Origin of the sequence: Planktotalea sp., assembly GCF_018607995.1 — a bacterium.
Classification (GTDB): domain Bacteria; phylum Pseudomonadota; class Alphaproteobacteria; order Rhodobacterales; family Rhodobacteraceae; genus Planktotalea.
The window spans coordinates 89,666-112,006 of the sequence record NZ_JABBAL010000002.1 but is presented as its reverse complement, the minus strand read 5'-3'; the positions used below and the strand labels follow the sequence as shown (position 1 = coordinate 112,006).

Genomic DNA, 22,341 nt, shown 5'->3' with positions numbered 1-22,341 from the left:
GGTGACTCCTAAAAGTCAAAACGCTCTCTGTCTCAAACTGTATGATGACGGACAGGTGAACGGATGCGTGATTTGTATCCTGATCAGCGGTCCTTGTTTTGGATGCAGGAGTTTAGCGGCTTCAAAGTAAAGGTAGATCGTAGCCCTAGAACAAAGGACGCTTGGGTAGCTAACGACATAGGAACGATAGGGCCAGACGAGGAGCTAGACACGCTTGAGAAGGTCTACGCGCACATAGAGGCCCAGTTAAAACCAAAACTTAGAGGGAAAGCCCTCACGGACGCTAAACGTGCGACAGTCCAGCGCGATTACCAGCGAGAAGCACTGGGCGAGGGCTTTGTAGATAACCCTCCCCTCGTGAATGCAGCTAAGACAGCTTGTAAGGCCATAGCAAAGGAAGGCGGCTCGTCAGAAGCCGTCCAAGCGCTGATTGACCAAGAGGCCAGCAGACTTGAAGAGATGCACTGTGAGGAGGCCCTGAACGACGCTCAGCAGGTAACGCTACGCGATACTATCATGCGATCTATTGTAGACGCGCTAATGGCCGCGGGTGTGGTGGAGCGCCTTCTGTTAGAGCGCAAAGAGAAGCAAGCCTACTTTCTGTGGGGCCACATCAAGGCCAACTGCATTGTGGGTGATCAGCTTGAGCTAGGTCAGAGCACGTACAAGAACTGGTGTGGCGGTGATAGCAAAGCGCATAAGGCGAGCCTTGATGTATTGGCAAAGCTAGGCGCAGTGCGTGTTACATGGGGCAAGAAGGGCTTGGCGACAGGTAAGGCTACGTTAGTTAAGCGGCTACTTTGAGAGGTAGATCAATCAATAAAGCTGGGTACAAACTGGGTACAAATCCAATTAAATCAGCCCTTAAGGGCTTGAAATTAAACAATAATATGGTGTATGGCGGAGACGAAGGGATTCGAACCCTCGAGACCCTTCCGGGCCTACTCCCTTAGCAGGGGAGCGCCTTCGACCACTCGGCCACGTCTCCGCTGGTGGGAATAGCCTTGAAGGGCATCAGGATACAAGTCGGAAAATGCATGGGTCCGCTAAAATTTTAAGGCTAGGGCAGTTTTGACATTTCGGCGATGAATTGTCGTTTCACATCCTCCGATCGCACTGACATCAGAACGTTCACATCTGCGCGGCCATCGTGCGCACGCTGCGTGGCACCGGCGGTGTCGCTATCACAGGATACGGCTACGGACACGCTTTGGGCGGTAAACAGATCGGGGTGTGTACAGGCAATAACTGCTGCGGGATCGTGCAGGGAACAGCCGTCGTGTTTGCCGACTGTCGTGTAGAAATGCAGATAGAAGCGGCTCATCTCGTTGATCATCCCGCCAAGGCGGGGGCTGGCGGCCTCGATCGCGTCGAAATCTTCTGCTGTGCAGAGAATGCGGTGCGTCACATCAAGGCCGACCATGGTGATGTTTGCGCCGGACGCAAAAACCCGTTCCGCGGCGTGGGGATCATGGTAGATGTTGGCCTCTGCGTGCGGGGTGATGTTGCCGCCTTCCTCTAATGAACCGCCCATGAGTACGATGCGTGCGACATTACTGGCAAAGTCGGGATCCAGATCGAGCGCATCCGCGATGTTTGTCAAAGGCCCAATTGGGCAGACGACAATTTCGCCTTTGTACTCGCGGGCCATGCGCGCGAGGAAGGCCGCGGCGCTTTCGTCACATGCTTGGCCCTTTGGTGTCTCTGCGGGCAACGTGCCAAAGCCCTCATCGCCATGCACGTTATGCGACGGCGGGAACGCGGGCAGGGAGCGAGGTTTGTTGGCACCTTCGGCCACGGGCACGTCAGGTAAGTCTGCCCATTCTAGAAGGTGCAGGGCGTTACGCGTCGCCTGTTCTGTCGTGACATTGCCGAAGATTGAGGTGAGGCCGACCAACTCAATGTCTGGTGCGGCTGCCGCGTAAAAGATCGCCATCGCGTCGTCGATGCCGGGATCTGTGTCGATGATGAGTTTGATTGGTTGTGTCATGTGTTCTGCCTCTTGCTTGGTGGGTATGCTGCGGCTTTGCGTGGCAAGGTGCAATGACGATTTTATGACCTGCGAGACTGACATTAACAATTGCATCATTAAGTTCAGACGTTACCATTTCGCGTGGGAGCGAGATGCAAATGACTGTTTTAACTTTGGAAATGATGGTGGTGCTTGGACTGCTGACCTTCACCGTGTTTTTGTTCGTCTCTGAAATCATCCGCATCGATCTGGCTGCGATCTTAGTGATGGTGATACTCGGCGGCCTGAGCACTTTGCCGGGTCTTGAAAATCTCGCAGAGCGGAGCGAATTGTTTTCTGGCTTTTCGTCCAATGCTGTGATGTCGATTATTGCGGTAATGATTATCGGGGCCGGCTTGGACAAGACGGGCTTGATGTCGAAAGTCGCCGCTCTGATCTTGAAGCGGGGCGGCACGACGGAGCGGCGCATCATCCCGATTGTCTCAACCACGGTTGGTGTGATTAGTTCGTTCATGCAAAACGTTGGGGCGGCGGCGCTGTTCCTGCCTGTCATCAGCCGGATTTCTGCTCGCACGGAGATCCCGATGAGTCGTCTCGCAATGCCCATGGGGTTTTGTGCGATCCTTGGAGGTACGATCACCATGGTTGGATCGTCGCCGTTAATTTTGCTCAATGATTTGCTGATTTCAGCGAACGTGACCCTGCCTGCGGATCAACAAATGAAACCGTTCGGTTTGTTTTCTGTGACGCCTGTTGGCGTCATGCTGGTTCTGACTGGGGTTTTGTATTTTGTGCTGCTTGGCAAGTGGATTTTACCCGTCACGCGGGGACGTGGTGCGGATGCGGGGGCCGGGCGCTCTATGCAGACCTTCGTGGAAAACACCTATGGCCTGCGCGCGGATATGTTTGAGGTGCGCGTGCCTGAAGGGTCGATCCTGATTGGTCAAAAGCTCTCTGATATTATGGTCGCGCATCACCTTTATATTTTGGGAACGTCCTATAAAGGTCACAAGGTGATTGCACCCATGGCCGACACCTTGATCGAAGCGCCCGCTCGACTGGCGATCTTGGGCTTGCGGCGCGTGCTTGAGGATGAGTTTGCAGACCCCTACGGGTTAGAGATTTTGCCAGCATTGGACGTTTTCTCAGACGATTTTGCAGCCACGCAGTCTGGGGTGGCGGAGGTAGTTATTCCGCCTGGTTCAACCGTGATTGGGCAATCCCCGATTGAGCTGCGTTTGCGTCAAACCCATGGCTTGTCTATCCTGGCGATCCATCGCGGCGAAGAGACGTTGAGTCATGTGGAGACTGAAGATCATATTGCGACACACATTGGGGGGGTGAACCTCCAAGCGGGCGACACCTTGGTCGTGCATGTGCAATGGGATCGTTTGACCCGACTGAAGTCCGATCAGGACTTTGTGGTTGTGACGTCCGATTTCCCGCAAGAGGAGTTGCGCCCGCACAAAGTGAATTGGGCGCTCGGGTTTTTCTTGATGACGCTCAGTTTGATCTTGTTCACGGATCTTTTGTTGTCGCTTGCCTTGCTCGCGGGGGCGGTTGGCATGATCCTGTCGCGTGTGCTGTCTATTGATGAAGCCTATGAGGCGGTGAGTTGGAGCACTGTGTTCCTGCTCGCCTCGTTGATACCATTGGGACAAGCGGTGCAAAATACCGGGACGGCCACGTGGATCGCGGAGCAAATTCTGACGCTCCTAGACGGCTGGCCGCTGTGGTCTTTGCAGCTAGGTGTTGCGGTGTTGGCGACAATCTTCACTTTGGTGATGTCGAACGTAGGGGCCACGGTTTTACTGGTGCCTTTGGCTATCTCGATTGCGATTTCAGCGGGGGGCGATCCGGCGATCTTTGCCCTGACAGTCGCAATCTCAACGTCGAATTCGTTCTTGATCCCAACACATCAGGTCAACGCATTGATCATGGGTCCTGCGGGTTATCGCGTTATCGATTTCGTGCGCTCAGGCGGGATCATGACGGTTCTATTTTTGATCGTGTCGATGACTGGGCTATCGCTGTTCTTTTAATAACTGTTAGGGTGAACACAGCGTTGGTGCAGCGCTACGTCGACACTGTCAGATGATGCAGAAAACAGGCCGCTTACTGAGCCTCAAGGAAGTGATATCCATCAAGAAGCGTTGCGCAAAGCCTCTCAGAGAAGCGATGAGACGTGACATCGATCAAGCTCGGGCTGTGCGGTTTAATATCGCCGATTTCTGCCGATCTGACGGCTATCAATGGGTGTGACAAGGCAAGCAGCTTGCGATGGCTCGCGCCTTTGCCGTGCTTTAACACGTTGATCGCCAGATAGAATTGGTAGAGCTTGTCAGCAAGGTCGGTTTGACCCGCATCGATCAATCGCGTTTTCAATTTTCGCGAAAAAGGACCACGTTTGAAATGATGCTGCAGGCGCGCTTCAAACGTCGAGAAAAGATCAACCATCATCTCCTCCAAAGACTTGGTTGCCGCCTGCGCCCCTTCAGGGTCATTTGCACCGTGCAATTCGACGATACGCGCTTCGATGGTTTTCGCGGTGTCCTGCGCCAGAGCGATGCGTTCTGGTAGGCTTTGAGAACTTTCCATTAATCTTCTTTCTAAAGTTTGGCTCGTCCATACGCTATCGGTTAAAGAATGATATCCTAAACTGAGCGTTGGGCAGGATCGTTTTGTTATAAACGGCCCGAGTGTTGCTCGAACCATTGGAACTTAAAGAAATGCGAGAGCCAAATGAATCAAACAGGCTGCTCTGGCGCAGAGCCTTGGAGAAATTCCAAAGACGGTGAAGAGGCATAAAATTGCGAAAGCCAAGTTGATTAGGTTTAGGGTGAATACCCAGACAAGTAAGAGTTGAAATAGCCACAAAATAAGGAAATTACCTTAGATTAGCGGCGGGCCCACCTTGGGTTAAGATGTTGTCGACAATAGTAATTTATAAGGAAAAGGGATCATCTTTTGGCGATCGGATAACATGGAATGACAGCCTAAATGACATCATGTGACGCCGAATGATCCAAGGTTACATCCTATGACATCTCACCCGATTGTTGAGTTTGGCAACGCTGTGAAAAGGGCACGGCTTGATTTGGAAATGTTGCGAAGTTGAATGAAGAGTTGCGGTTTGACGAGGTTGACGCGTTGTTTGAAGTTGAAGAAATATGAATGCGAGAAGCAAATGTTCCGACAGAAGAACGGCAGGCTGAAGAAGCACGACAGCTTTTACAACAACGCGTAGATCAAGACCGCATTCGAAACCGGCCTGATCTGGCAGCTAATTGCCTTATCGCGGACTTGGGCAAGCAATCATATCCCAAAGGTCTCTTTTCTGCTCGGAATTCATATTGTTTTGATCGGATGCAAAAGGCGGATGCGTCGGGGGACATGTTTGCACCGCGCGTTGCTTTAGAAATGGCAAAAGCAAATTACGAGAAGGTAAAGGGCAAGCAAGCATTAGAAGGCAATAGCTTAAACACTTTGGGAAATGACTATTTCGAAGTAGTGAAGCGTTTATTGTACTCTTGAAGTTTGGTCATCGCACGCAATGCTCTCGAAGGTGCTTTGAAAAAAACGAGCAAGTCGAAACAGCTTCTTCAATGGGTATCCTCTCAGAAATCTTTTGGTGTCGTCTCGATCGAAATCGGCGAACGAGAGAAGGATGAAGGGCTTTTGCAGGAAGTAGTGCGGGCGCTTCAGGGGGCCTTAGCAGTGTGGCAGGCCCATGAAAGCGAAAATCAGAAATTCACTTGGAGCAATCTTGGGAATATTCTGCAAACTCTAGGTGAATTGACGCTCGATGTAGATGTTTTGAAGCGTGTGATCGACGCAAAAGAAAACACGCTGGATTTGAAAGGCGGAAAGCGGGACGTTTTGGATCGGGTGTTGACCGAGAATAACCTTGGCTTAGCGCAGCGCTGGTTAGGCGCGGTTAGCGGCGATCTAGAAATGCTGGAAACAGCGCGCGCCAGCTATAAAGCTTGTGAAGATGTCGATCTGCAGGGTCATGCAAGTTTTAATTGGGTGCGTCTCCAGTGGAACATTGCCGACTTAGCGCTGGCGCGGTTTTTGCTTGAGCCGGATGTGGCACTACTGATTGTAGCGCGCGCATGTTTGCAAGGCGCGCGAGATTTTTGAGGACGGCATGGACTGGACTAACAAACCCAACGCTGTGATAAATTGCTTGTGCAGATTGAGGCGGCGGAAGCCGCTTAGTTGTTAAACAAGAAATGCAGCACGTCGCCGTCTTTGACGGTGTAGCCCTTGCCCTCCGCGCGCATTTTCCCGGCTTCTTTGCTGCCTTGTTCGCCATTATGTTCGATGTAGTCGTCATAGGCGATGGTTTCGGCGCGGATGAAGCCTTTTTCGAAGTCACCGTGGATGACGCCTGCGGCTTTGGGGGCGGAGGTGCCTTCGCGGATGGTCCATGCGCGGGCCTCTTTCGGGCCGACCGTGAAGTAGGTTTCCAAGTGCAGAAGATCGTAGCCTGCGCGAATCAAGCGATCTAGGCCTGCTTCCTCTAGGCCCATTTCTTCGAGGAACATTTGCGCTTCTTCAGCGTCGAGCTGGCTGATTTCCTCTTCGATTTGCGCGGAGATGATGACGTGGCTGTTGCCTTGAGCCGCGGCCATAGCGGCGACGGCTTCGGAGTGGGCGTTGCCTGCCGCACTCTCAGATTCGCCAACGTTGCAAACATAAAGCACGGGTTTGGATGTGAGCAGTTGTAGGAGTTTCCATGCACGTAGGTCGTCTTCGTCAACGTCTACGGTGCGGGCGGGCTTACCATCTTCCAGAGCGTTTTGGGCTGCTTCGAGAAGGCGGTCTTGTTGGATGGCTTCTTTGTCGCCACCGCGTGTTTTGCGGGTCAGGCCTTCGCGGCGCTTCTCGACGCTTTCCAAATCGGCGAGCATTAGTTCGGTCTCGATGGTTTCTGCGTCTTCCACAGGATTTACGCGGCCATCGACGTGGGTCACATCGCCATCTTCAAAGCAGCGCAGCACGTGCGCGATGGCGTCTGTTTCACGGATATTGGCGAGGAATTGATTGCCGAGACCTTCGCCCTTGGAAGCACCTTTCACGAGACCCGCGATGTCTACGAATGTCATGCGTGTTGGGATGATTTGCTTGGAGCCTGCGATGTCTGCGAGTGTGTCGAGGCGCGCATCTGGTACGGCGACGTCGCCCACATTTGGTTCAATCGTGCAGAAGGGAAAGTTTGCGGCTTGCGCGGCAGCGGTCTTGGTCAAAGCGTTAAAGAGCGTGGATTTACCAACGTTTGGCAGTCCGACGATACCCATTTTGAAACCCATGATGCTCTCCTTTTTGCGCGCTGCGCTTCCATATGGCAGGTTTTTTGCGTCGTGCAAGGTGATGCTGTGGTTAGGTTGTCTGAAAAAGGGAGGAAGATCGATGAAAGTAACACCATATTTAACATCTGCGGGTGACTGCGCAGAAGCGATGACGTATTATGAGAGTGCTCTTGGTGGCAAACTGAGCATGGTTATGACCTTTGTGGATATAATGGGTGAGGGCGCGCCTGAGGACTTGGGCGATAAGATGGCGCACATGACGTTGGAGTTGAGTGATGGTAGCCAGTTGTTCGCATCTGACGTGTTTGAGGAGGTGGAGTACAAGGGCGTTGAGGGCGTCGCGATGAGTGTGACCTGCGCTGATGCGGCAGACGCAGAGCGGCTGTTTGGTGTCATGTCCGAAGGTGGTACGGTGACCATGCCACTGAGCAAGACCGATTGGGCCGCGCTGTTTGGCATGTGTCGCGATCAGTTCGGTGTTGGCTGGATGATCGACGCTGATGCTGGCTAAATGTGCTCTGCGCGCGCTTGTTTGAGCATGCCTAAGGGGCGTGCCGGATGCCTTCGGCGGCGATATTTTTGGAAATGAGAAGCGCGTCTTAGACGAGTTGTAGCGATTTTTGCCGGGTTTCGGCGCTCAAGCACTTGCGCAAGGGCGCGCTTTCGCGGCAGATGCGAGGGACGTGTTTTTGACAAGGATTGCCCCATGACCCGGATCGATGCGAAATTTGAGAGCTTGCGTGCGCGCGGGAAAAAAGCGTTCGTGTCCTATATCATGGCGGGTGATCCGAACCCTGAAGTATCTTTAGAAATTATGCGTGGTCTGCCGGACGCGGGTGTCGATATTATCGAGCTTGGTTTGCCATTTACCGATCCGATGGCGGATGGCGCAACTATTCAATTGGCGGGGCAACGCGCGCTTGAAAGCGACATGACCTTGCAAAAGACGCTGGATATGGCACGCACGTTTCGCGAGGACGACGATACGACGCCCATCGTTTTGATGGGCTATTACAATCCGATCTATTCCCACGGTGTGGATGCGTTTTTGCGCGACGCCAAAGATGCGGGGATTGATGGGCTGATCGTGGTTGATTTGCCACCCGAAGAAGATGCTGAGCTATGCATACCTGCTCAAGAAGCTGGTTTGAATTTTATCCGCCTCGCGACGCCTACAACCGACGACGCGCGTTTGCCGCGTGTTCTGGAGAATACGTCGGGTTTTGTGTATTACGTTTCGATCACAGGAATCACCGGTGCGGCGAATGCTGAAGGTGCGGATGTTGGACCGGAGGTCGCGCGGATCAAGTCGCAAACGGATCTGCCTGTCATCGTGGGTTTTGGCATCAAAACGCCTGAGAAATCACGTGAGATTGCAGGTATTTCGGATGGGGCGGTTGTCGGCTCTGCGATTGTTGAAAAGATTGGAGCGGGTAACAGTCCTGCGGATGTGCTGGCCTTTGTAAAATCCCTTTCTGACGGTGCGCACAGTAGCTAGCGGATTGATCCGCAGTAACGATATTCTAGAAATGTGAGGGCGTGCCAAAATGGGGCGCCCTTTTTGTTTGCTCATTTACGGAAAAACTGGTAAAAAAAAGTTACCAATTTGGAGTTTTAGCATGACTGTTATCACAGAAATCAACGATCTTAAGCGCATTTATGAGCGTCGTGTTCCGCGTATGTTCTTTGACTACACGGAAAGCGGCAGTTGGACAGAGCAAACGTTTCGCGAAAATAGCTCTGATTTTGACCAGCTTCGACTACGCCAGAGAGTAGCTGTTGATATGACGGGACGCTCGACCGCGAGCCAAATGATTGGCGAGGATGTGGCGATGCCCGTCGCGCTTGCCCCAGTTGGGTTGACCGGAATGCAACATGCGGATGGGGAAATCAAAGCCGCGAAAGCGGCAGAGGCGTTTGGAGTGCCTTTCACTTTGTCGACGATGTCGATTTGCTCGATTGAGGCGGTGGCGGAGCAAACGGACAAGCCGTTTTGGTTCCAGCTTTATGCAATGAAAGACGAGGATTATGTGCGCCGCTTGGTCGAGCGCGCGAAGGCGGCGAAGTGTTCTGCGTTGGTTATCACGCTGGATCTGCAAATTCTGGGTCAGCGACATAAAGATGTGAAAAATGGCCTGTCTGCCCCACCCAAGTTGACGCCAAAAACAATTGCGAACCTGATGACCAAATGGACTTGGGGTTTGCAAATGTTGGGCACCAAAAACCGCGAATTTGGTAATATTGTTGGCCATGTGGAGGGAATTTCTGACACATCTCAGTTAAGCTCTTGGACCGCGGAGCAGTTTGATCCCGCCTTGGATTGGGATAAGATAGCCAAGATCAAAGAGATGTGGGGCGGTAAAGTTATCCTGAAGGGGGTTTTGGACGCGGAAGATGCGAAAATGGCGCTGAAAGTCGGGGCTGATGCGATTGTCGTGTCTAATCACGGTGGGCGTCAGCTGGATGGGGCGATGAGTTCCATCAAGATGCTACAGCCCATTTTGGATGCGGTTGGTGATCAGATCGAAGTGCATATGGATGGCGGTATTCGATCCGGTCAGGATGTTTTGAAAGCTTTGGCGATGGGGGCAAAAGGCACCTATATCGGGCGCGCCTTTATCTATGGCCTTGGCGCGATGGGGCAGGAGGGTGTTACGAAAGCCCTAGAGGTTATTCACAAGGAGCTTGATACTTCGATGGCGCTTTGTGGGAAGCGTAATGTTGGCGAGCTGACGAATGACGTTATCATGGTCCCAAAAGATTTTTCGGGCGATTGGGTGTGAATTCGTAGAGATTTGGTTTGTTTTTTAGCCTTTTTCGATAAACGCGTGAATTTTATTTAGTATTAAACTAAACGCTATGCGCTGTGCGCATAGCGCTACCCGCAGTAAGGTCTACCTGAGGTAATCTTTATTGAGTACCAAGATCACAACTTGATTTGCTGTCATGCGAACTGACTTGATGCAGCGAATAAGCTATGAATTTTGCGACGGATGTAGCTTGGTTTAGTATTAAATTAAACTAAAATATCATGCAGCGCTGTTTAGGGAAGAGGGACACATGACCGATCATCATCAAGATATTGACCCAACTGAATCGCAAGAATGGCAAGATGCCATATCGGATGTGATCGAACGTGATGGCGCGGATCGCGCGCATTATTTGCTCGACAAAGCGGTTCAGCAGGCCCGTGCGGCTGGCGCTCAGCTGCCGTTTTCGGCGACGACGCCGTATCAGAATACGATTCCGGTGGATGATGAATTGGACGTCCCGGGTGATCTGGACATGGAGTGGCGCATTCGCACGATTAATCGCTGGAACGCGATGGCGACGGTTGTGCGTCGCAATAAGGTCAGCAGTGAATACGGCGGGCATATCGCGTCCTTCGCAAGTTCTGCGGTGATGTATGACATCGGTTTGAACCATTTTTGGCGCTCAAAGTCCGCGATCCACGGCGGCGATCTGGTGTTCTTTCAAGGCCATGTGATCCCTGGTATTTACGCACGCTCTTTCATGGAGGGACGTCTGACTGAAGAGCAGATGGACAACTTCCGATCTGAAGTGAATGGTGGTGGTTTGAGCTCTTATCCGCATCCTTGGTTGATGCCGGATTATTGGCAGTTCCCCACTGTTTCTATGGGTTTAGGCCCGCTTATGGCAATCTATCAAGCGCGCTTTATGAAATATATGCACAATCGTGGGCATATCGATATGGCGGACCGTAAAGTCTGGGTTTTCCTCGGTGATGGTGAGATGGATGAGCCTGAATCGCGCGGCGCAATTGATCTGGCGGCGCGTGAAGGTCTCGACAACCTGATCTTTGTGGTGAACTGCAACTTGCAGCGTCTTGACGGACCTGTGCGCGGCAACGGTAAAATCGTGCAAGAGCTTGAAGGCGGCTTCCGCGGAGCAGGTTGGAACGTCATCAAATTGCTCTGGGGCAAGGGCTGGGATGCTTTGCTTGAGAAGGATACGACGGGTCGTTTGCGCCAGCTGATGGATGAAACGGTGGACGGTGACTATCAGACTTTCAAATCGAAAGATGGGGCCTACATTCGCAAACACTTCTTCGGAAAATACCCTGAAACAGCGGCGTTGGTTGAGGATTGGTCGGACGAGCAAATTTGGGCGTTGCGCCGTGGCGGGCATGAGCCGAAAAAGGTTTATACAGCCTTTAAGCGTGCGACTGAGACCAAAGGTCAGCCGACTTGTTTGTTGGTGAAAACCGTTAAGGGCTATGGTATGGGTACAGCAGGCGAGGGGCAAAACACTACGCATCAGCAAAAGAAAATGGCCGAAGATCAGCTTCGTGCATTTCGTGATCGTTTTCAGATCCCAATTTCAGACGAAGATCTGCCGGAGGCGCCGTTTGTATCGCTCAACAATCAGCAGAAAGCCTATTTGCTGGAAAAGCGCAAAGACCTTGGCGGGGAATTCCCGAAACGTGAATGGCGTGATGCGCCATCTTTACAAATCCCACCACTCGAAAAGTTTGATGCTCAACTAAAGAGCACGGGAGATCGCGAAATCTCCACGACTATGGCGTTTGTGCGCATCCTGACAACGCTTCTGCGTGACAAGAATATGGGTAAGCAAGTGGTACCAATCGTGCCGGACGAAAGCCGTACGTTTGGTATGGAAGGCTTGTTCCGTTCGGTCGGGATTTATAACCCGAAAGGGCAGAACTACACCCCGGAAGACCGCGATCAGATGTCCTATTATAAGGAATCCACCGACGGTCAGGTGCTGCAAGAAGGCATTAACGAAGCGGGCGCGATGGCAGATTGGATTGCGGCGGCGACGTCTTACTCCAACCATGGCGTACCGATGGTGCCATTCTTTATCTATTATTCCATGTTCGGTTTCCAACGCATTGGTGATCTCTGCTGGGCCGCTGGTGATAGCCGCGCGCGTGGTTTCATGCTGGGCGGTACTGCGGGTCGCACAACACTGAACGGCGAAGGTTTGCAGCATGAGGATGGGCATTCCCATATCCTCGCGGGAACGATCCCGAACTGTATTTCTTATGATCCGACGTTCAGCTTTGAGGTTGCTGTGCTGGTTCATCATGGTCTTCAGCGCATGTATGTGGATCAGGAAGATGTGTATTTCTATCTGACACTTATGAATGAGAACTACAGCCACCCAGAAATGCCGATGGGCGCGGAAGAGGGGATCATCAAAGGCCTCTATCGTCTGAGCAAAACGGCGAAACCTACGAAAAAGCATGTGAATTTGATGGGTTCTGGCACGATCCTTGTGCAAGCGATGAAAGCGGCGGAGATGCTGAAGGAAGACTTTGGCGTGACGAGCGACATTTGGTCCGCTACCAGCTTTAACGAGCTGGCGCGCGACGGGCAGGATGCGGAGCGGCACAATCGTTTGAACCCACTGGCTGACACGCAGGTGCCTTATGTGACGCAAGCGTTGAGCGGGGCCAAAGGTCCTGTGATTGTCGCGACAGATTACATGAAGAACTATGCTGAGCAGATCCGCGCATATGTGCCGCAAGAGTTGGTGGTTTTGGGCACGGATGGCTATGGCCGTTCGGATAGCCGTGTGAACCTGCGCCGTTTCTTTGAGGTGGACGCGAACCACATTGCCGCCGCCGCGATGGTACAGCTTTTCAAAGAGGGGACGGTTTCGGAGAAAGATCTGAAATCTGCGCTTTCTAAATACGACATTGACGGCGCGAAGCCGAACCCCCGTTTGGTTTAATCGGGTAGAGGAGACAAGAATATGACAATCAAAGTAACAGTCCCCGACATCGGTGATTTCACCGATATTCCCGTGGTTACAGTTTTGGTAAGCGTTGGCGATACAGTCGCGCTTGAAGACCCAATTGTTGAGTTGGAGAGTGACAAAGCAACCATGGAAGTGCCGTCCTCTGCGGCGGGTGTGGTTAAAGAAATTAAGGTGTCCGAAGGCGATAACGTCTCTATGGGCAGCTTGATTTTGATCCTTGAGGGTGAGAGCGCCGCGGCGGCTCCAGCGGAAGCGCCAGCAGCTGCTCCTGCCCCTGCAGTTTCGACACCTGCTCCAACGGCGGCGCCTGCACCAGCAGCGTCAGTCATGGACGCAGGCTTTGGCAAAGCGCACGCCAGCCCGTCCGTGCGTGCCTTTGCGCGTAATCTCGAGATCGATCTGGCGAAGGTCAACGGCACTGGTCGTAAGGGTCGCATTCTGCGCGAAGACATTACCAAAGCGTTCAAGTCTACAGGCGCCCCAGTGGCGTCTAGTAGCGCGTCTAGTGGCATGTTTATTCCACCGATCCCTGTGATTGATTTCTCCAAATTCGGCACTGTCGAAGATGTGGAAATGCCCCGCATCAAGAAGCTGTCTGGCCCTGCGCTACACCGCTCTTGGTTGAACATTCCACATGTCACGCATAACGACGAAGCGGATATTACCGATCTCGATAAATACCGCAAAGAAATGGATACGATGGCGAAAGAAAATGGCTATCGCGTCACACTTTTATCCTTTTTTATCAAGGCGTCAGTCTCTGCTTTGAAAGAACATTGGGAGTTTAACTCTTCTATCCATCCTGATGGCGACAAGCTGATCAAAAAGAATTTTTATCATATCGGTTTTGCCGCTGACACGCCGCAAGGTCTGATGGTTCCGGTGATTAAAGATGCAGACAAAAAGGGTCTGGTGCAGATCTCTAAAGAGCTGATGGAGCTTTCTGCCGCTGCACGCGAGGGCAAACTTAAAGGTCCCGATATGCAAGGCGCGACTTTCACTATCTCATCCTTGGGCGGCATTGGTGGTACCTCGTTCACACCTATCGTGAATGCACCAGAAGTAGCGATCCTTGGGCTGACGCGCTCGAAAATGGCGCCTGTCTGGAATGGTGAAGAGTTCATGCCGCGTCTGATGCAGCCTTTGTCCTTGTCCTATGATCACCGCGCAGTTGATGGCGCTTTGGCGGCGCGGTTCTGCGTGACGCTCAAAGGGTTGCTTGGCGATATGCGCAAGTTGATGTGGTAAGGAAGGTATGACGATGGATATTCAAGTTCCTGATATTGGTGAATTTACCGACATCCCTGTTGTGACTGTTCTGGTTTCGGTTGGCGACACAGTCGCTGCAGAAGATCCTCTGGTCGAGTTGGAATCTGACAAGGCGACGATGGAAGTGCCATCCCCTTCTGCGGGTGTCGTTAAAGAGATCCTTGTGAGCGAAGGCGACAAGGTTTCAATGGGCAGCGTGATCATGCGCTTTGACGGTGCTGTTGCAGAGGTGGCTGCAGAATCCACGCTTGTAGACGCGCCTGCGACTATTGAGGTTCCTGCGGCCGTTGCCGCGACGGGCACAGTCAGCGGCGCGGGTGATGTGCATGCTGAGGTGGTTGTTCTCGGCTCTGGGCCCGGTGGCTATACGGCGGCGTTCCGCGCTGCGGATCTGGGTAAAAAGGTTGTTCTTATCGAGAAAAACCCGACCCTAGGCGGTGTATGTCTGAACGTCGGCTGTATCCCGTCCAAAGCGCTGTTGCATGTGGCCAAGGTGATTACCGATGCCGAAGATATGGGCGCGCATGGTGTCAGCTTTGCCAAGCCGAAGATCGATCTCGACGAGTTGCGCAGCTTTAAAGATAGCGTTGTGGAGCAGCTTACGGGTGGTCTCACCGGGCTTGCGAAAGCACGCAAAGTGACGACTGTGAAAGGTGCTGGCACCTTTACCGGCCCAAACATGATTGAGGTGATCGAGGACGGCAAAGTCACCACGGTCAGCTTTGATCAATGCATTATTGCAGCAGGTTCCGAACCTGTGCATCTGCCTTTTCTGCCGCATGATGATGATCGTGTCATTGATTCAACAGGTGCGTTGGAGCTGAAAGATGTCCCCAAGCGGATGTTGGTTCTGGGCGGCGGTATCATCGGGCTTGAGATGGCCTGCGTGTATGATGCGTTGGGCAGCAAAGTGACTATCGTTGAACTGATGGATCAAATCATTCCAGGTGCGGATAAGGACATCGTGAAGCCTTTGCACAGCCGCATTAAGGGTCGATACGAAAACATTTTACTTAAGACCAAAGTGACCGCGATGGAGGCCCAAAAGAAGGGGCTGAAAGTTACGTTTGAAGATAGCAACGGCAAGGTCACGACCGATACCTTCGACAAGGTTCTTGTTGCTGTAGGTCGCATGCCAAATGGCAAGAAGATAGATGCGGACAAAGCGGGTGTAGCGGTCGACGAGCGCGGCTTTATCGCTGTAGACAGCCAACAGCGCACGGGGGTGCCGCATATCTTTGCGATTGGCGATCTGGTTGGACAACCTATGCTTGCCCATAAAGCCGTGCATGAGGGCAAAGTCGCTGCAGAAGTTTGCGCCGGCCACAAGCGCCACTTTGATGCGAAACTGATTCCGTCGGTGGCTTACACTGATCCAGAGGTCGCCTGGTGCGGTGTTACAGAGACGGAGGCAAAGGCCAAAGGCATCCCTTACGAGAAGGGCGTGTTTCCATGGGCGGCCTCTGGCAAGGCACTTTCCAATGGGCGCTCTGAGGGGATGACCAAGTTGCTGTTTAACCCCAAAGATCAGCGGGTTATCGGAGGCTGTATTGTGGGTGTCCACGCGGGTGACTTAATTGCCGAAGTTGGTCTTGCCATCGAGATGGGCGCGGATGCTGTGGACCTTGGTCACACAATTCATGCGCATCCGACCTTGTCCGAGACCGTGAATTGCGCAGCGGAAATGTTTGAGGGCACGATCACCGACCTGATGCCACCGAAGAAGAAAAAGCACTAAACGCGCATATTCGGTTTGTTTGGCCGCCTGTTCCGACTGGATGGGCGGCCTTTTTCGTTTCAATCGCTTCCGAAGTGCACGATTGTTTCTGTTTTGGCGACATTAAGGTAGGTGCGATGACAGTTGCGTGAGCATGGTTAACGATTGGCCCTTTCGAGTGCAAAAAAACGATTTTACGCAGGCTCGGGTAGGGCGAGATTTCTAGTCGCTCCTTTGGCCGATGGGCCGAAATGGTTTTTTTTTGATACTTATTTCGCTCGCTTTGGCGATAGCCTTTGCAGGCTTTTCCGGAGCCGAGTCTGATCGCCTTGCATGCCAATGACCGTGCACGCGGCATCGCTGGTGGCCAAAGTCGATGTGTCCAGTCAAGCCATGACGGTGATACTGCATGGTAAGTGATCTGCAGTTGGCCTGTCTCAACTGCGCGCAAAGGCAAGTATACGCCGCGCGGGAGTTATTCACCGAAAAACCTGTCGCGTTATCACAAATCCAGCCTCTACAACAACGCGCTGGTGCCCTATTCGATTTTCTTTCGCGGCGATTACATAGCGCATGGGACCAATCAAACCTTGCGGCTTGGGCGGCCTGCATTTGTGCGCTGCATGCGGCTTCCTACCTCAAACGTGGCGGTGTTGTTTTCTTTGGTGAAGAAGCACGGGTCCAAGAACACGCAGATCGTCGTGCAAAACTGATCAGCCGTACACGGTGCCCCAGCGCTCAATCAGCTTTTGCTGCAAGGCTTTTGCGCGTCTGTTCCACGCACGACCGCCCTGTGGCGCTTCTTTGTTGCTTTTTTTGATGCCACGGCGTCTGTTGGTATCCGCGCAAATCATCGCAAAGGCGAGCTGCTTGCCTTCTGGCGCGGTTATATAACCGCTGAGTGCGCTGACAAAGTTCAAGGTTCCTGTCTTGGCATTCACTTTGATCGGGTGGTTCTTGATTACCTTGCGTTTTGCATCCCGCATCTCGAAAGGTTTGAGCAATTGTGCAAAGCCAGCACGGCGACGCGCAACGAGCATGGCGTTCAACATGCCTTGGGCGGAGACTTTGCTTGCGCCACTCAAGCCTGAATGATCGGTAAAACTTGCGTTGCCCATGCTGAGCGCTGTGTTGGCCCAGCGGCTCATGTCTTTGGCGGAGGCTTTCAGCGACGTTGCGCGCCCGCCGCGTTTGCGGGTGGCAGTAAGCCCGACGACTTCGGCCGTGAGGTTGGTTGAGAATTTGAGCATATCGCGCAAAATGGTGGTCAGTGGCGCACTTGTGTGCGTGACTAAGGCGCTGGTCTTAGGCGATTTGGTGCTGCGCTCGGGGTTCTTTAGGACGATGCCTTGCGATCTTGCGAAGGTCTGAAATACGTCCGCTGCATAGAGGCCTGGTTTGCGCACGGGCAACCAGCGCGATCCGCCTCTTCCCAAAGCGCCACGCGCGACAGTCCATTGATCAAACTTGCCGCCATCTTTGTAGGTGTAGACAGGCAAGTCCCGCGCCGCGATCTGCATTTTCGAGATGTAGACATTCGGTCGATGCTTGGTAGAGCCCGCATCCATCGTGATCGCATAGCCATTACTGCCGCGGCGCCATTCGAAATGCACGCGGTTGAAATTCAGGTTCAAGCCAGAGATCGCAGGATTATAGCTGACGTGATCGGGTTGCGACGGATCGATGTCATGCAGATTTGGGAGCGTGTTGTCCACATAGAAGAATTGCCCGCGCACCTCGCGGATGCCGAGGGATTTCAGTTGGGCTGCCATGCTGGCCAGCGCATTGGCATCAAGGGTTGGATCACCACCTCCAATCAAGAAGAGATCTTCACTGATGACACCGCCCGCTATGGGTCCGTTCGTCGAAATACGTGTGGCAAAGCGATGGTTGGGGCCGAGCGCATCCAAAGCGTAGAGCGCTGTAATCGCTTTTGCAGTGCTCGCGGGGGGGAGGCCAATGGCTTTGTTGTTGGTTTCAAGCAGCTTGCCTGTGCTAAGGTCTGCAACCGCAAAACCCACGGCACCTCCAAGTTGTGCCGCATCAATCAGCGTTTTGGACGAAGACGCGGTGCGCGCGACTTGGGCAGGTGCGTCCGCACGCGTGCTGCCGCTACGTGCTTGCGGGCGTAGAGATGAGAGTGGTGCGGTTGCAAACGCCACATGTCCAATGGAGGCGGAGGCGGCAGTCGTCAGAAAAAAACGTCTTGAAAATAATTTGGCCATATAAAGGTTAATGCAAATTGTTGTGGGCTTAACAAGGCCAGAGAGGCGTAAGAGTGAGGCTTTTTACGGCAATGTGATGGCAAGGCGTGCAAGAATTGCTGTATTAGCGGCCTATTGCAGCGTTTGATCATATGTTAGGGGAAAGCATGTTGAAAGCCATGTTGATCATGTTCGTCGCGATGAGCGCAATTCCCGCAGGCGATGCTGCGAGCAAGATTTTGACCTCCGACTTGGGTGTTGCTCCCACCTACGTGGTCTGGACGCGCTTTTTGATCGGTGGCTTGGTCATCCTTCCATATACATGGCGTGCGGGCCTGTCTGTTTGGCGCGATTGGCGGGTGTGGTTTCGTGCTGCACTCATCGGACTTGGGATTAGTTGCATCACACGAGCGTTGCAATTGGCGCCCCTTGCAGATGTGTTTGGCGCGTTTTTCATAGGGCCGTTGGTGAGCTTTGTTTTATCCGTGTGGCTGCTGAAAGAGCGGGCAAACATAATACAAGCTGTATTGGTTTTGATCGGTTTTTTTGGTGTGCTCTTCATCGTGCGGCCAGGGTTTGAAGCATCGGCTGGCTTGGGGTGGGCTTTACTCGCCGGATGCACCTATGGGGCGTTTTTGACGGTGTCGCGTTGGCTTACGGGGTCCGTTGCATTGGGTGGCTTGATGATCACGCAGATGGTCGGCCCGGTGATTTTGGTCAGCCCTTTTGTGATTGGTCAATTCCCTGAATTCACGCCGAAAATCGCGAAATTGACGTTGATCAGTGCGCTGGGCTCGATGGTCGGCAACGTATTAATGCTATTTGCCTATAAAATGCATGAGGCGAGCAAACTTGCACCTTTTGTTTACTTCCAGCTTATATCGGCCGGGGTGTTGGGGTGGTTGATCTTTGGCGAATGGCCCGATGCTTGGGGCATCGCTGGGATGGCATTGATCATCGTTGCAGGGTGCACGAGCGCGGTTTTACAATCAACTCGGCCAGTCGCCGCGCGCGCGTAGCTCTGTTGAGGAGATATCGTGCATTGGCACGTTGACGAAGGCCCAAGCGGGTGCGTCTGCGTAGGACAGAATGCGCGACTGGCGACCTTTCAACAGGGCATGTCGATAGATTTGCGCAGCGGGCGCAGTGCGGCCATCGATGCGCTCGCCGGGGCGGGCGAGAACACCGATAGGAACAGTTTCGATGATTTTTTTCCAGTCTTTCCAAAGGTGGAACTGAGCGAGATTGTCCGCGCCCATGAGCCATGTAAATCGCGCAAGAGGGAATTTGTGACGCAACGCGCGAAGGGTTCCCGCAGTGTAGCGTGTATTAAGCTCGGACTCGATGCTTGAGATGTGCACGCGGGGATGCCGCATAACATCTTTGGCGCGCTCTATGCGCACGTCCATTGGCGCAGGTCTGCGCTTTTTAAGAGGGTTTCCGGTGGAAACGAGCCACCAGACCTCATCCAGATGGAACCGTTTCAACGCCTCTAGGGTGATATGAACATGGCCTTGATGCGCAGGATCAAAGGAGCCGCCCAAAAGGCCAATGCGTCTGCCGCGTGTAGTTTGTGTTGTTGGGTGCATGGGGATGCGTTTAGCGTTTGGGGTACCCCGATGCAATTAGGGGATTGGGCAGTCGTTGATCCCGTTTACTGCTTTGCGCCATGCAGGGGTGCGTCAAAAGTCTCGAGTTGCCAGTCATCGTCGGATTTACGCTGCATCATGCCATCGCGGATCATTTAGTCGGGTCTGTAGTTGTACGGGCCAAGCGCTTCGATCTCCAAGCATGTATTTTAAAAGAAAGGATGCTCAGGATCGTGTAGTTTATCGATGGAGGCGCGAACGCCTTTCATTGTCGTGCGATCAAGGAAGGCGAACATCCATTGTGACAACTCACCTAGTACCAAATGTGCACTTTCATCGCGCACGCGTTGTTGATCGTATAGCCCCTAAGAGGAGTAGGTGTAGTAGACCTTCACAGCGTCGTCATAACGTTGTTCAGTGGCACAAGCGCGCACGATGCGGGCAAGCTTGGACGGGTGCATGTCGTTGCTGAGTTCATCTCGAGCGATACAGCCGAACTCACGGGGCAAGTCGCCATTGGCCTGCGCGCCCACCAGCGTCGGTATAAGTAAAGGGGATATCAAAGCGAGCTGACGCATCTGAAACTTCCTATTCATTTGCGCCTATCCTCGCATCACACTATGTGAGTTCCAACTGAATTTAGCGTGAGGAGCGAGCATATGGCCGCGTATCAATATGTGTATCACATGCAAGGTGTATCCAAGACCTATCCCGGTGGTAAGAAATGTTTTGAAAACATCCACTTGAACTTCCTCCCCGGTGTGAAAATTGGTGTTGTGGGTGTCAACGGTGCGGGTAAATCAACGCTGCTGAAGATCATGGCAGGTTGGGATAAGGACTTCAGCGGCGAAGCATGGAAGGCTGAGGGTGCGCATGTGGGCTACCTGCCGCAAGAGCCCAAGCTTGATGAAACGCTTGATGTGCGCGGTAATGTGATGCTGGGGGTTGCGGATAAAAAGGCGACCTTGGATCGCTATAACGAACTTGCAATGAACTATTCCGACGAGACAGCGGATGAGATGGCTGAATTGCAGGATAAGATTGATGCGGAGAACCTGTGGGATCTGGACAGCCAGATCGACGTGTCCATGGAAGCGCTGCGCTGCCCGCCGGATGATGCGAATGTAACGTCGCTTTCTGGTGGTGAGGCGCGCCGCGTTGCGCTGTGCAAATTGCTTCTTGAGCAGCCCGACATGCTGCTGCTCGACGAGCCGACCAACCACTTGGATGCGGAAACAATTGCGTGGCTGCAAAAGCACTTGATTGATTACAAAGGCACGATCCTTTGCGTCACGCACGACCGTTATTTCCTTGACGATATCACGAGCTGGATCCTTGAGTTGGATCGCGGCAAGGGCATTCCTTACGAGGGCAATTATTCCGCATGGCTGGAGCAAAAGGCGAAACGTCTCTCCCAAGAAGCGCGCGAAGATAAATCAAAACAAAAGACGCTTGAGCGCGAACTTGAATGGATGCGCCAAGGTGCAAAGGCCCGCCAGGCCAAGTCTAAAGCGCGTATCAGCGCCTATAATGAGCTTGCAGGTCAGTCCGAGCGCGACAAGGTTGGCCGTGCACAGATCGTTATTCCGAACGGTCCACGTTTGGGCAACAAGGTGATTGAAGTTGAAGGTTTGAAGAAGGCGATGGGCGATAAGCTCTTGGTCGAAAACCTGTCCTTTGATCTGCCCCCCGGTGGTATTGTCGGTGTGATCGGCCCCAACGGTGCGGGTAAATCCACGCTTTTCAAGATGCTGACAGGGCAGGAAAAGCCTGACGCTGGAACGGTTGAGTATGGCGACACGGTGCAGCTGTCCTACGTTGATCAGTCTCGCGATGATCTGGGCGATGATGAGACGGTTTGGGAAGCAATTTCCGGCGGCTCCGAGATCATTGCGCTGGGCGACGCGGAAGTGAACAGCCGCGCCTATTGCTCGTCCTTCAACTTCAAAGGTGGCGATCAGCAGAAGAAAGTCGGTCTCTTGTCAGGTGGTGAGCGCAATCGCGTTCACATGGCGCGTTTGCTGAAAGAGGGCGGCAATGTGCTGCTGCTCGACGAACCGACAAACGACTTGGACGTTGAGACACTACGCGCCTTGGAAGACGCTCTGGTCGATTTCGCAGGCTGCGCCGTGGTCATCTCGCACGACCGTTTCTTCCTCGACCGCATCTGCACGCACATGCTGGCCTTTGAAGGCGACGCGCATGTGGAGTGGTTCGAGGGCAACTTCGAGGATTACGAGGAAGACAAAAAGCGCCGTTTGGGCGCGGATGCTTTGGAGCCTAAGCGGATTAAGCATAAGAAGTTTGCACGCTAAGGTTGGTGTTCCCGCCTGTTATTAAAGCTGGCTAAATTAGTCACCTTAGAGAAGGGCTAGAGGGAGAATTTCCTCTGGTCTACTTACTTCAAATTGGCACACTTTTCAGTGTGATTTCGTTGTTAGAACAAACTACTCACAGCGAGATTTTCGTCCATGCGACGCGAGATGATTTCAAAGATTTACACAACAAATTACGTCGGTCTTCGTTTGGG

Annotated in this window: 19 protein-coding genes and 1 tRNA gene; 13 read left to right on the top strand and 7 right to left on the bottom strand. The window is 53.0% G+C overall.

The features are described from left to right. Nucleotides 1-72 precede the first annotated feature (72 nt). Complete coding sequence (locus QZ280_RS00840; protein ID WP_293440218.1) at nucleotides 73-804, top strand: hypothetical protein; 732 nt, start codon at nucleotides 73-75, stop codon at nucleotides 802-804. 94 nt (nucleotides 805-898) lie between these two features. Here the strand turns inward: QZ280_RS00840 and QZ280_RS00835 are convergent. Together QZ280_RS00835 and QZ280_RS00830 are read right to left on the bottom strand one after the other, a co-directional pair. After that, nucleotides 899-988 (bottom strand) — tRNA-Ser (locus QZ280_RS00835). A 72-nt stretch (nucleotides 989-1,060) separates the two neighbouring features. Further along, nucleotides 1,061-1,990: a nucleoside hydrolase gene (locus QZ280_RS00830; RefSeq protein ID WP_293440217.1), complete on the bottom strand. Its 930-nt coding sequence runs from the start codon at nucleotides 1,988-1,990 to the stop codon at nucleotides 1,061-1,063. Between the two features lie 134 nt (nucleotides 1,991-2,124). Here QZ280_RS00830 and QZ280_RS00825 point away from each other — a divergent pair, with 134 nt between their 5' ends. After that, nucleotides 2,125-4,014 (top strand): SLC13 family permease, encoded by a 1,890-nt coding sequence (locus QZ280_RS00825; RefSeq protein ID WP_293440215.1) that lies wholly within the window; start codon nucleotides 2,125-2,127, stop codon nucleotides 4,012-4,014. Nucleotides 4,015-4,087: 73 nt separating this feature from the next. Here the strand turns inward: QZ280_RS00825 and QZ280_RS00820 are convergent, their stop codons facing one another. Beyond that, a complete protein-coding gene (locus QZ280_RS00820; RefSeq protein ID WP_293440213.1) occupies nucleotides 4,088-4,570 on the bottom strand; it encodes a hypothetical protein in 483 nt (160 codons plus the stop codon). Nucleotides 4,571-5,146: 576 nt separating this feature from the next. Between QZ280_RS00820 and QZ280_RS00815 the strand changes: the two genes are divergently transcribed. Together QZ280_RS00815 and QZ280_RS00810 are read left to right on the top strand one after the other, a co-directional pair. After that, the gene (locus QZ280_RS00815; protein ID WP_293440211.1) at nucleotides 5,147-5,506 is read left to right on the top strand and encodes a hypothetical protein; all 360 of its coding nucleotides are present in this window, start codon (nucleotides 5,147-5,149) and stop codon (nucleotides 5,504-5,506) included. A gap of 36 nt (nucleotides 5,507-5,542) precedes the next feature. Further along, entirely contained in the window at nucleotides 5,543-6,115 is a 573-nt protein-coding gene (locus QZ280_RS00810; RefSeq protein WP_293440210.1) for a hypothetical protein, read from the top strand. Nucleotides 6,116-6,189: 74 nt separating this feature from the next. Here the strand turns inward: QZ280_RS00810 and ychF are convergent, their stop codons facing one another. Further along, a complete protein-coding gene (gene ychF / locus QZ280_RS00805; protein WP_293440209.1) occupies nucleotides 6,190-7,287 on the bottom strand; it encodes a redox-regulated ATPase YchF in 1,098 nt (365 codons plus the stop codon). Between the two features lie 100 nt (nucleotides 7,288-7,387). Between ychF and QZ280_RS00800 the strand changes: the two genes are divergently transcribed. The 7 genes from QZ280_RS00800 to QZ280_RS00770 all read left to right on the top strand — a co-directional run bounded on the left by QZ280_RS00800 (nucleotide 7,388) and on the right by QZ280_RS00770 (nucleotide 16,731). After that, nucleotides 7,388-7,798 (top strand): VOC family protein, encoded by a 411-nt coding sequence (locus QZ280_RS00800; RefSeq protein WP_293440207.1) that lies wholly within the window; start codon nucleotides 7,388-7,390, stop codon nucleotides 7,796-7,798. A gap of 195 nt (nucleotides 7,799-7,993) precedes the next feature. Further along, the gene (trpA, locus tag QZ280_RS00795) at nucleotides 7,994-8,785 is read left to right on the top strand and encodes a tryptophan synthase subunit alpha (protein ID WP_293440205.1); all 792 of its coding nucleotides are present in this window, start codon (nucleotides 7,994-7,996) and stop codon (nucleotides 8,783-8,785) included. Nucleotides 8,786-8,906: 121 nt separating this feature from the next. After that, the gene (locus QZ280_RS00790; protein ID WP_293440203.1) at nucleotides 8,907-10,070 is read left to right on the top strand and encodes an alpha-hydroxy acid oxidase; all 1,164 of its coding nucleotides are present in this window, start codon (nucleotides 8,907-8,909) and stop codon (nucleotides 10,068-10,070) included. 277 nt (nucleotides 10,071-10,347) lie between these two features. Continuing rightward, nucleotides 10,348-13,005 (top strand): pyruvate dehydrogenase (acetyl-transferring), homodimeric type, encoded by a 2,658-nt coding sequence (gene aceE / locus QZ280_RS00785; RefSeq protein WP_293440201.1) that lies wholly within the window; start codon nucleotides 10,348-10,350, stop codon nucleotides 13,003-13,005. 21 nt (nucleotides 13,006-13,026) lie between these two features. After that, nucleotides 13,027-14,280 carry a 2-oxo acid dehydrogenase subunit E2 gene (locus QZ280_RS00780; RefSeq protein WP_293440199.1) on the top strand — a complete coding sequence of 418 codons (1,254 nt, stop codon included), beginning with the start codon at nucleotides 13,027-13,029 and terminating at the stop codon, nucleotides 14,278-14,280. Between the two features lie 13 nt (nucleotides 14,281-14,293). Continuing rightward, entirely contained in the window at nucleotides 14,294-16,039 is a 1,746-nt protein-coding gene (gene lpdA, locus QZ280_RS00775; protein WP_293440198.1) for a dihydrolipoyl dehydrogenase, read from the top strand. 395 nt (nucleotides 16,040-16,434) lie between these two features. Next, complete coding sequence (locus QZ280_RS00770) at nucleotides 16,435-16,731, top strand: L,D-transpeptidase (protein WP_293440196.1); 297 nt, start codon at nucleotides 16,435-16,437, stop codon at nucleotides 16,729-16,731. Here the strand turns inward: QZ280_RS00770 and dacB are convergent, their stop codons facing one another. Continuing rightward, nucleotides 16,732-18,243 (bottom strand): D-alanyl-D-alanine carboxypeptidase/D-alanyl-D-alanine-endopeptidase, encoded by a 1,512-nt coding sequence (gene dacB, locus QZ280_RS00765; RefSeq protein WP_293440194.1) that lies wholly within the window; start codon nucleotides 18,241-18,243, stop codon nucleotides 16,732-16,734. A 146-nt stretch (nucleotides 18,244-18,389) separates the two neighbouring features. On the opposite strand from dacB, the gene QZ280_RS00760 reads away from it, so the two are divergent. Further along, a complete protein-coding gene (locus tag QZ280_RS00760) occupies nucleotides 18,390-19,241 on the top strand; it encodes a DMT family transporter (RefSeq protein ID WP_293440192.1) in 852 nt (283 codons plus the stop codon). Here QZ280_RS00760 and QZ280_RS00755 read toward each other — a convergent pair. Beyond that, a complete protein-coding gene (locus QZ280_RS00755) occupies nucleotides 19,212-19,811 on the bottom strand; it encodes a nicotinate-nucleotide adenylyltransferase (RefSeq protein WP_293440190.1) in 600 nt (199 codons plus the stop codon). The two genes, QZ280_RS00760 and QZ280_RS00755, sit on opposite strands and share 30 nt — an antisense overlap. A gap of 365 nt (nucleotides 19,812-20,176) precedes the next feature. Beyond that, nucleotides 20,177-20,407, bottom strand: coding sequence for a hypothetical protein (locus QZ280_RS00750; protein WP_293440188.1), 231 nt, complete (start codon nucleotides 20,405-20,407; stop codon nucleotides 20,177-20,179). A gap of 63 nt (nucleotides 20,408-20,470) precedes the next feature. On the opposite strand from QZ280_RS00750, the gene ettA reads away from it, so the two are divergent. Then, a complete protein-coding gene (gene ettA, locus QZ280_RS00745) occupies nucleotides 20,471-22,126 on the top strand; it encodes an energy-dependent translational throttle protein EttA (RefSeq protein WP_293440186.1) in 1,656 nt (551 codons plus the stop codon). Nucleotides 22,127-22,341 lie beyond the last annotated feature (215 nt).

Coding starts and splice junctions, on each gene's coding strand:
- QZ280_RS00830 (WP_293440217.1), bottom strand. CDS start 1,990: ATGACACAACCAATCAAACTCATCATCGACACAGATCCCGGCATCGAC.
- QZ280_RS00825 (WP_293440215.1), top strand. CDS start 2,125: ATGCAAATGACTGTTTTAACTTTGGAAATGATGGTGGTGCTTGGACTG.
- QZ280_RS00820 (WP_293440213.1), bottom strand. CDS start 4,570: ATGGAAAGTTCTCAAAGCCTACCAGAACGCATCGCTCTGGCGCAGGAC.
- QZ280_RS00815 (WP_293440211.1), top strand. CDS start 5,147: ATGCGAGAAGCAAATGTTCCGACAGAAGAACGGCAGGCTGAAGAAGCA.
- ychF (WP_293440209.1), bottom strand. CDS start 7,287: ATGGGTTTCAAAATGGGTATCGTCGGACTGCCAAACGTTGGTAAATCC.
- QZ280_RS00800 (WP_293440207.1), top strand. CDS start 7,388: ATGAAAGTAACACCATATTTAACATCTGCGGGTGACTGCGCAGAAGCG.
- trpA (WP_293440205.1), top strand. CDS start 7,994: ATGACCCGGATCGATGCGAAATTTGAGAGCTTGCGTGCGCGCGGGAAA.
- QZ280_RS00790 (WP_293440203.1), top strand. CDS start 8,907: ATGACTGTTATCACAGAAATCAACGATCTTAAGCGCATTTATGAGCGT.
- aceE (WP_293440201.1), top strand. CDS start 10,348: ATGACCGATCATCATCAAGATATTGACCCAACTGAATCGCAAGAATGG.
- QZ280_RS00780 (WP_293440199.1), top strand. CDS start 13,027: ATGACAATCAAAGTAACAGTCCCCGACATCGGTGATTTCACCGATATT.
- lpdA (WP_293440198.1), top strand. CDS start 14,294: ATGGATATTCAAGTTCCTGATATTGGTGAATTTACCGACATCCCTGTT.
- dacB (WP_293440194.1), bottom strand. CDS start 18,243: ATGGCCAAATTATTTTCAAGACGTTTTTTTCTGACGACTGCCGCCTCC.
- QZ280_RS00760 (WP_293440192.1), top strand. CDS start 18,390: ATGTTGAAAGCCATGTTGATCATGTTCGTCGCGATGAGCGCAATTCCC.
- QZ280_RS00755 (WP_293440190.1), bottom strand. CDS start 19,811: ATGCACCCAACAACACAAACTACACGCGGCAGACGCATTGGCCTTTTG.
- QZ280_RS00750 (WP_293440188.1), bottom strand. CDS start 20,407: ATGAATAGGAAGTTTCAGATGCGTCAGCTCGCTTTGATATCCCCTTTA.
- ettA (WP_293440186.1), top strand. CDS start 20,471: ATGGCCGCGTATCAATATGTGTATCACATGCAAGGTGTATCCAAGACC.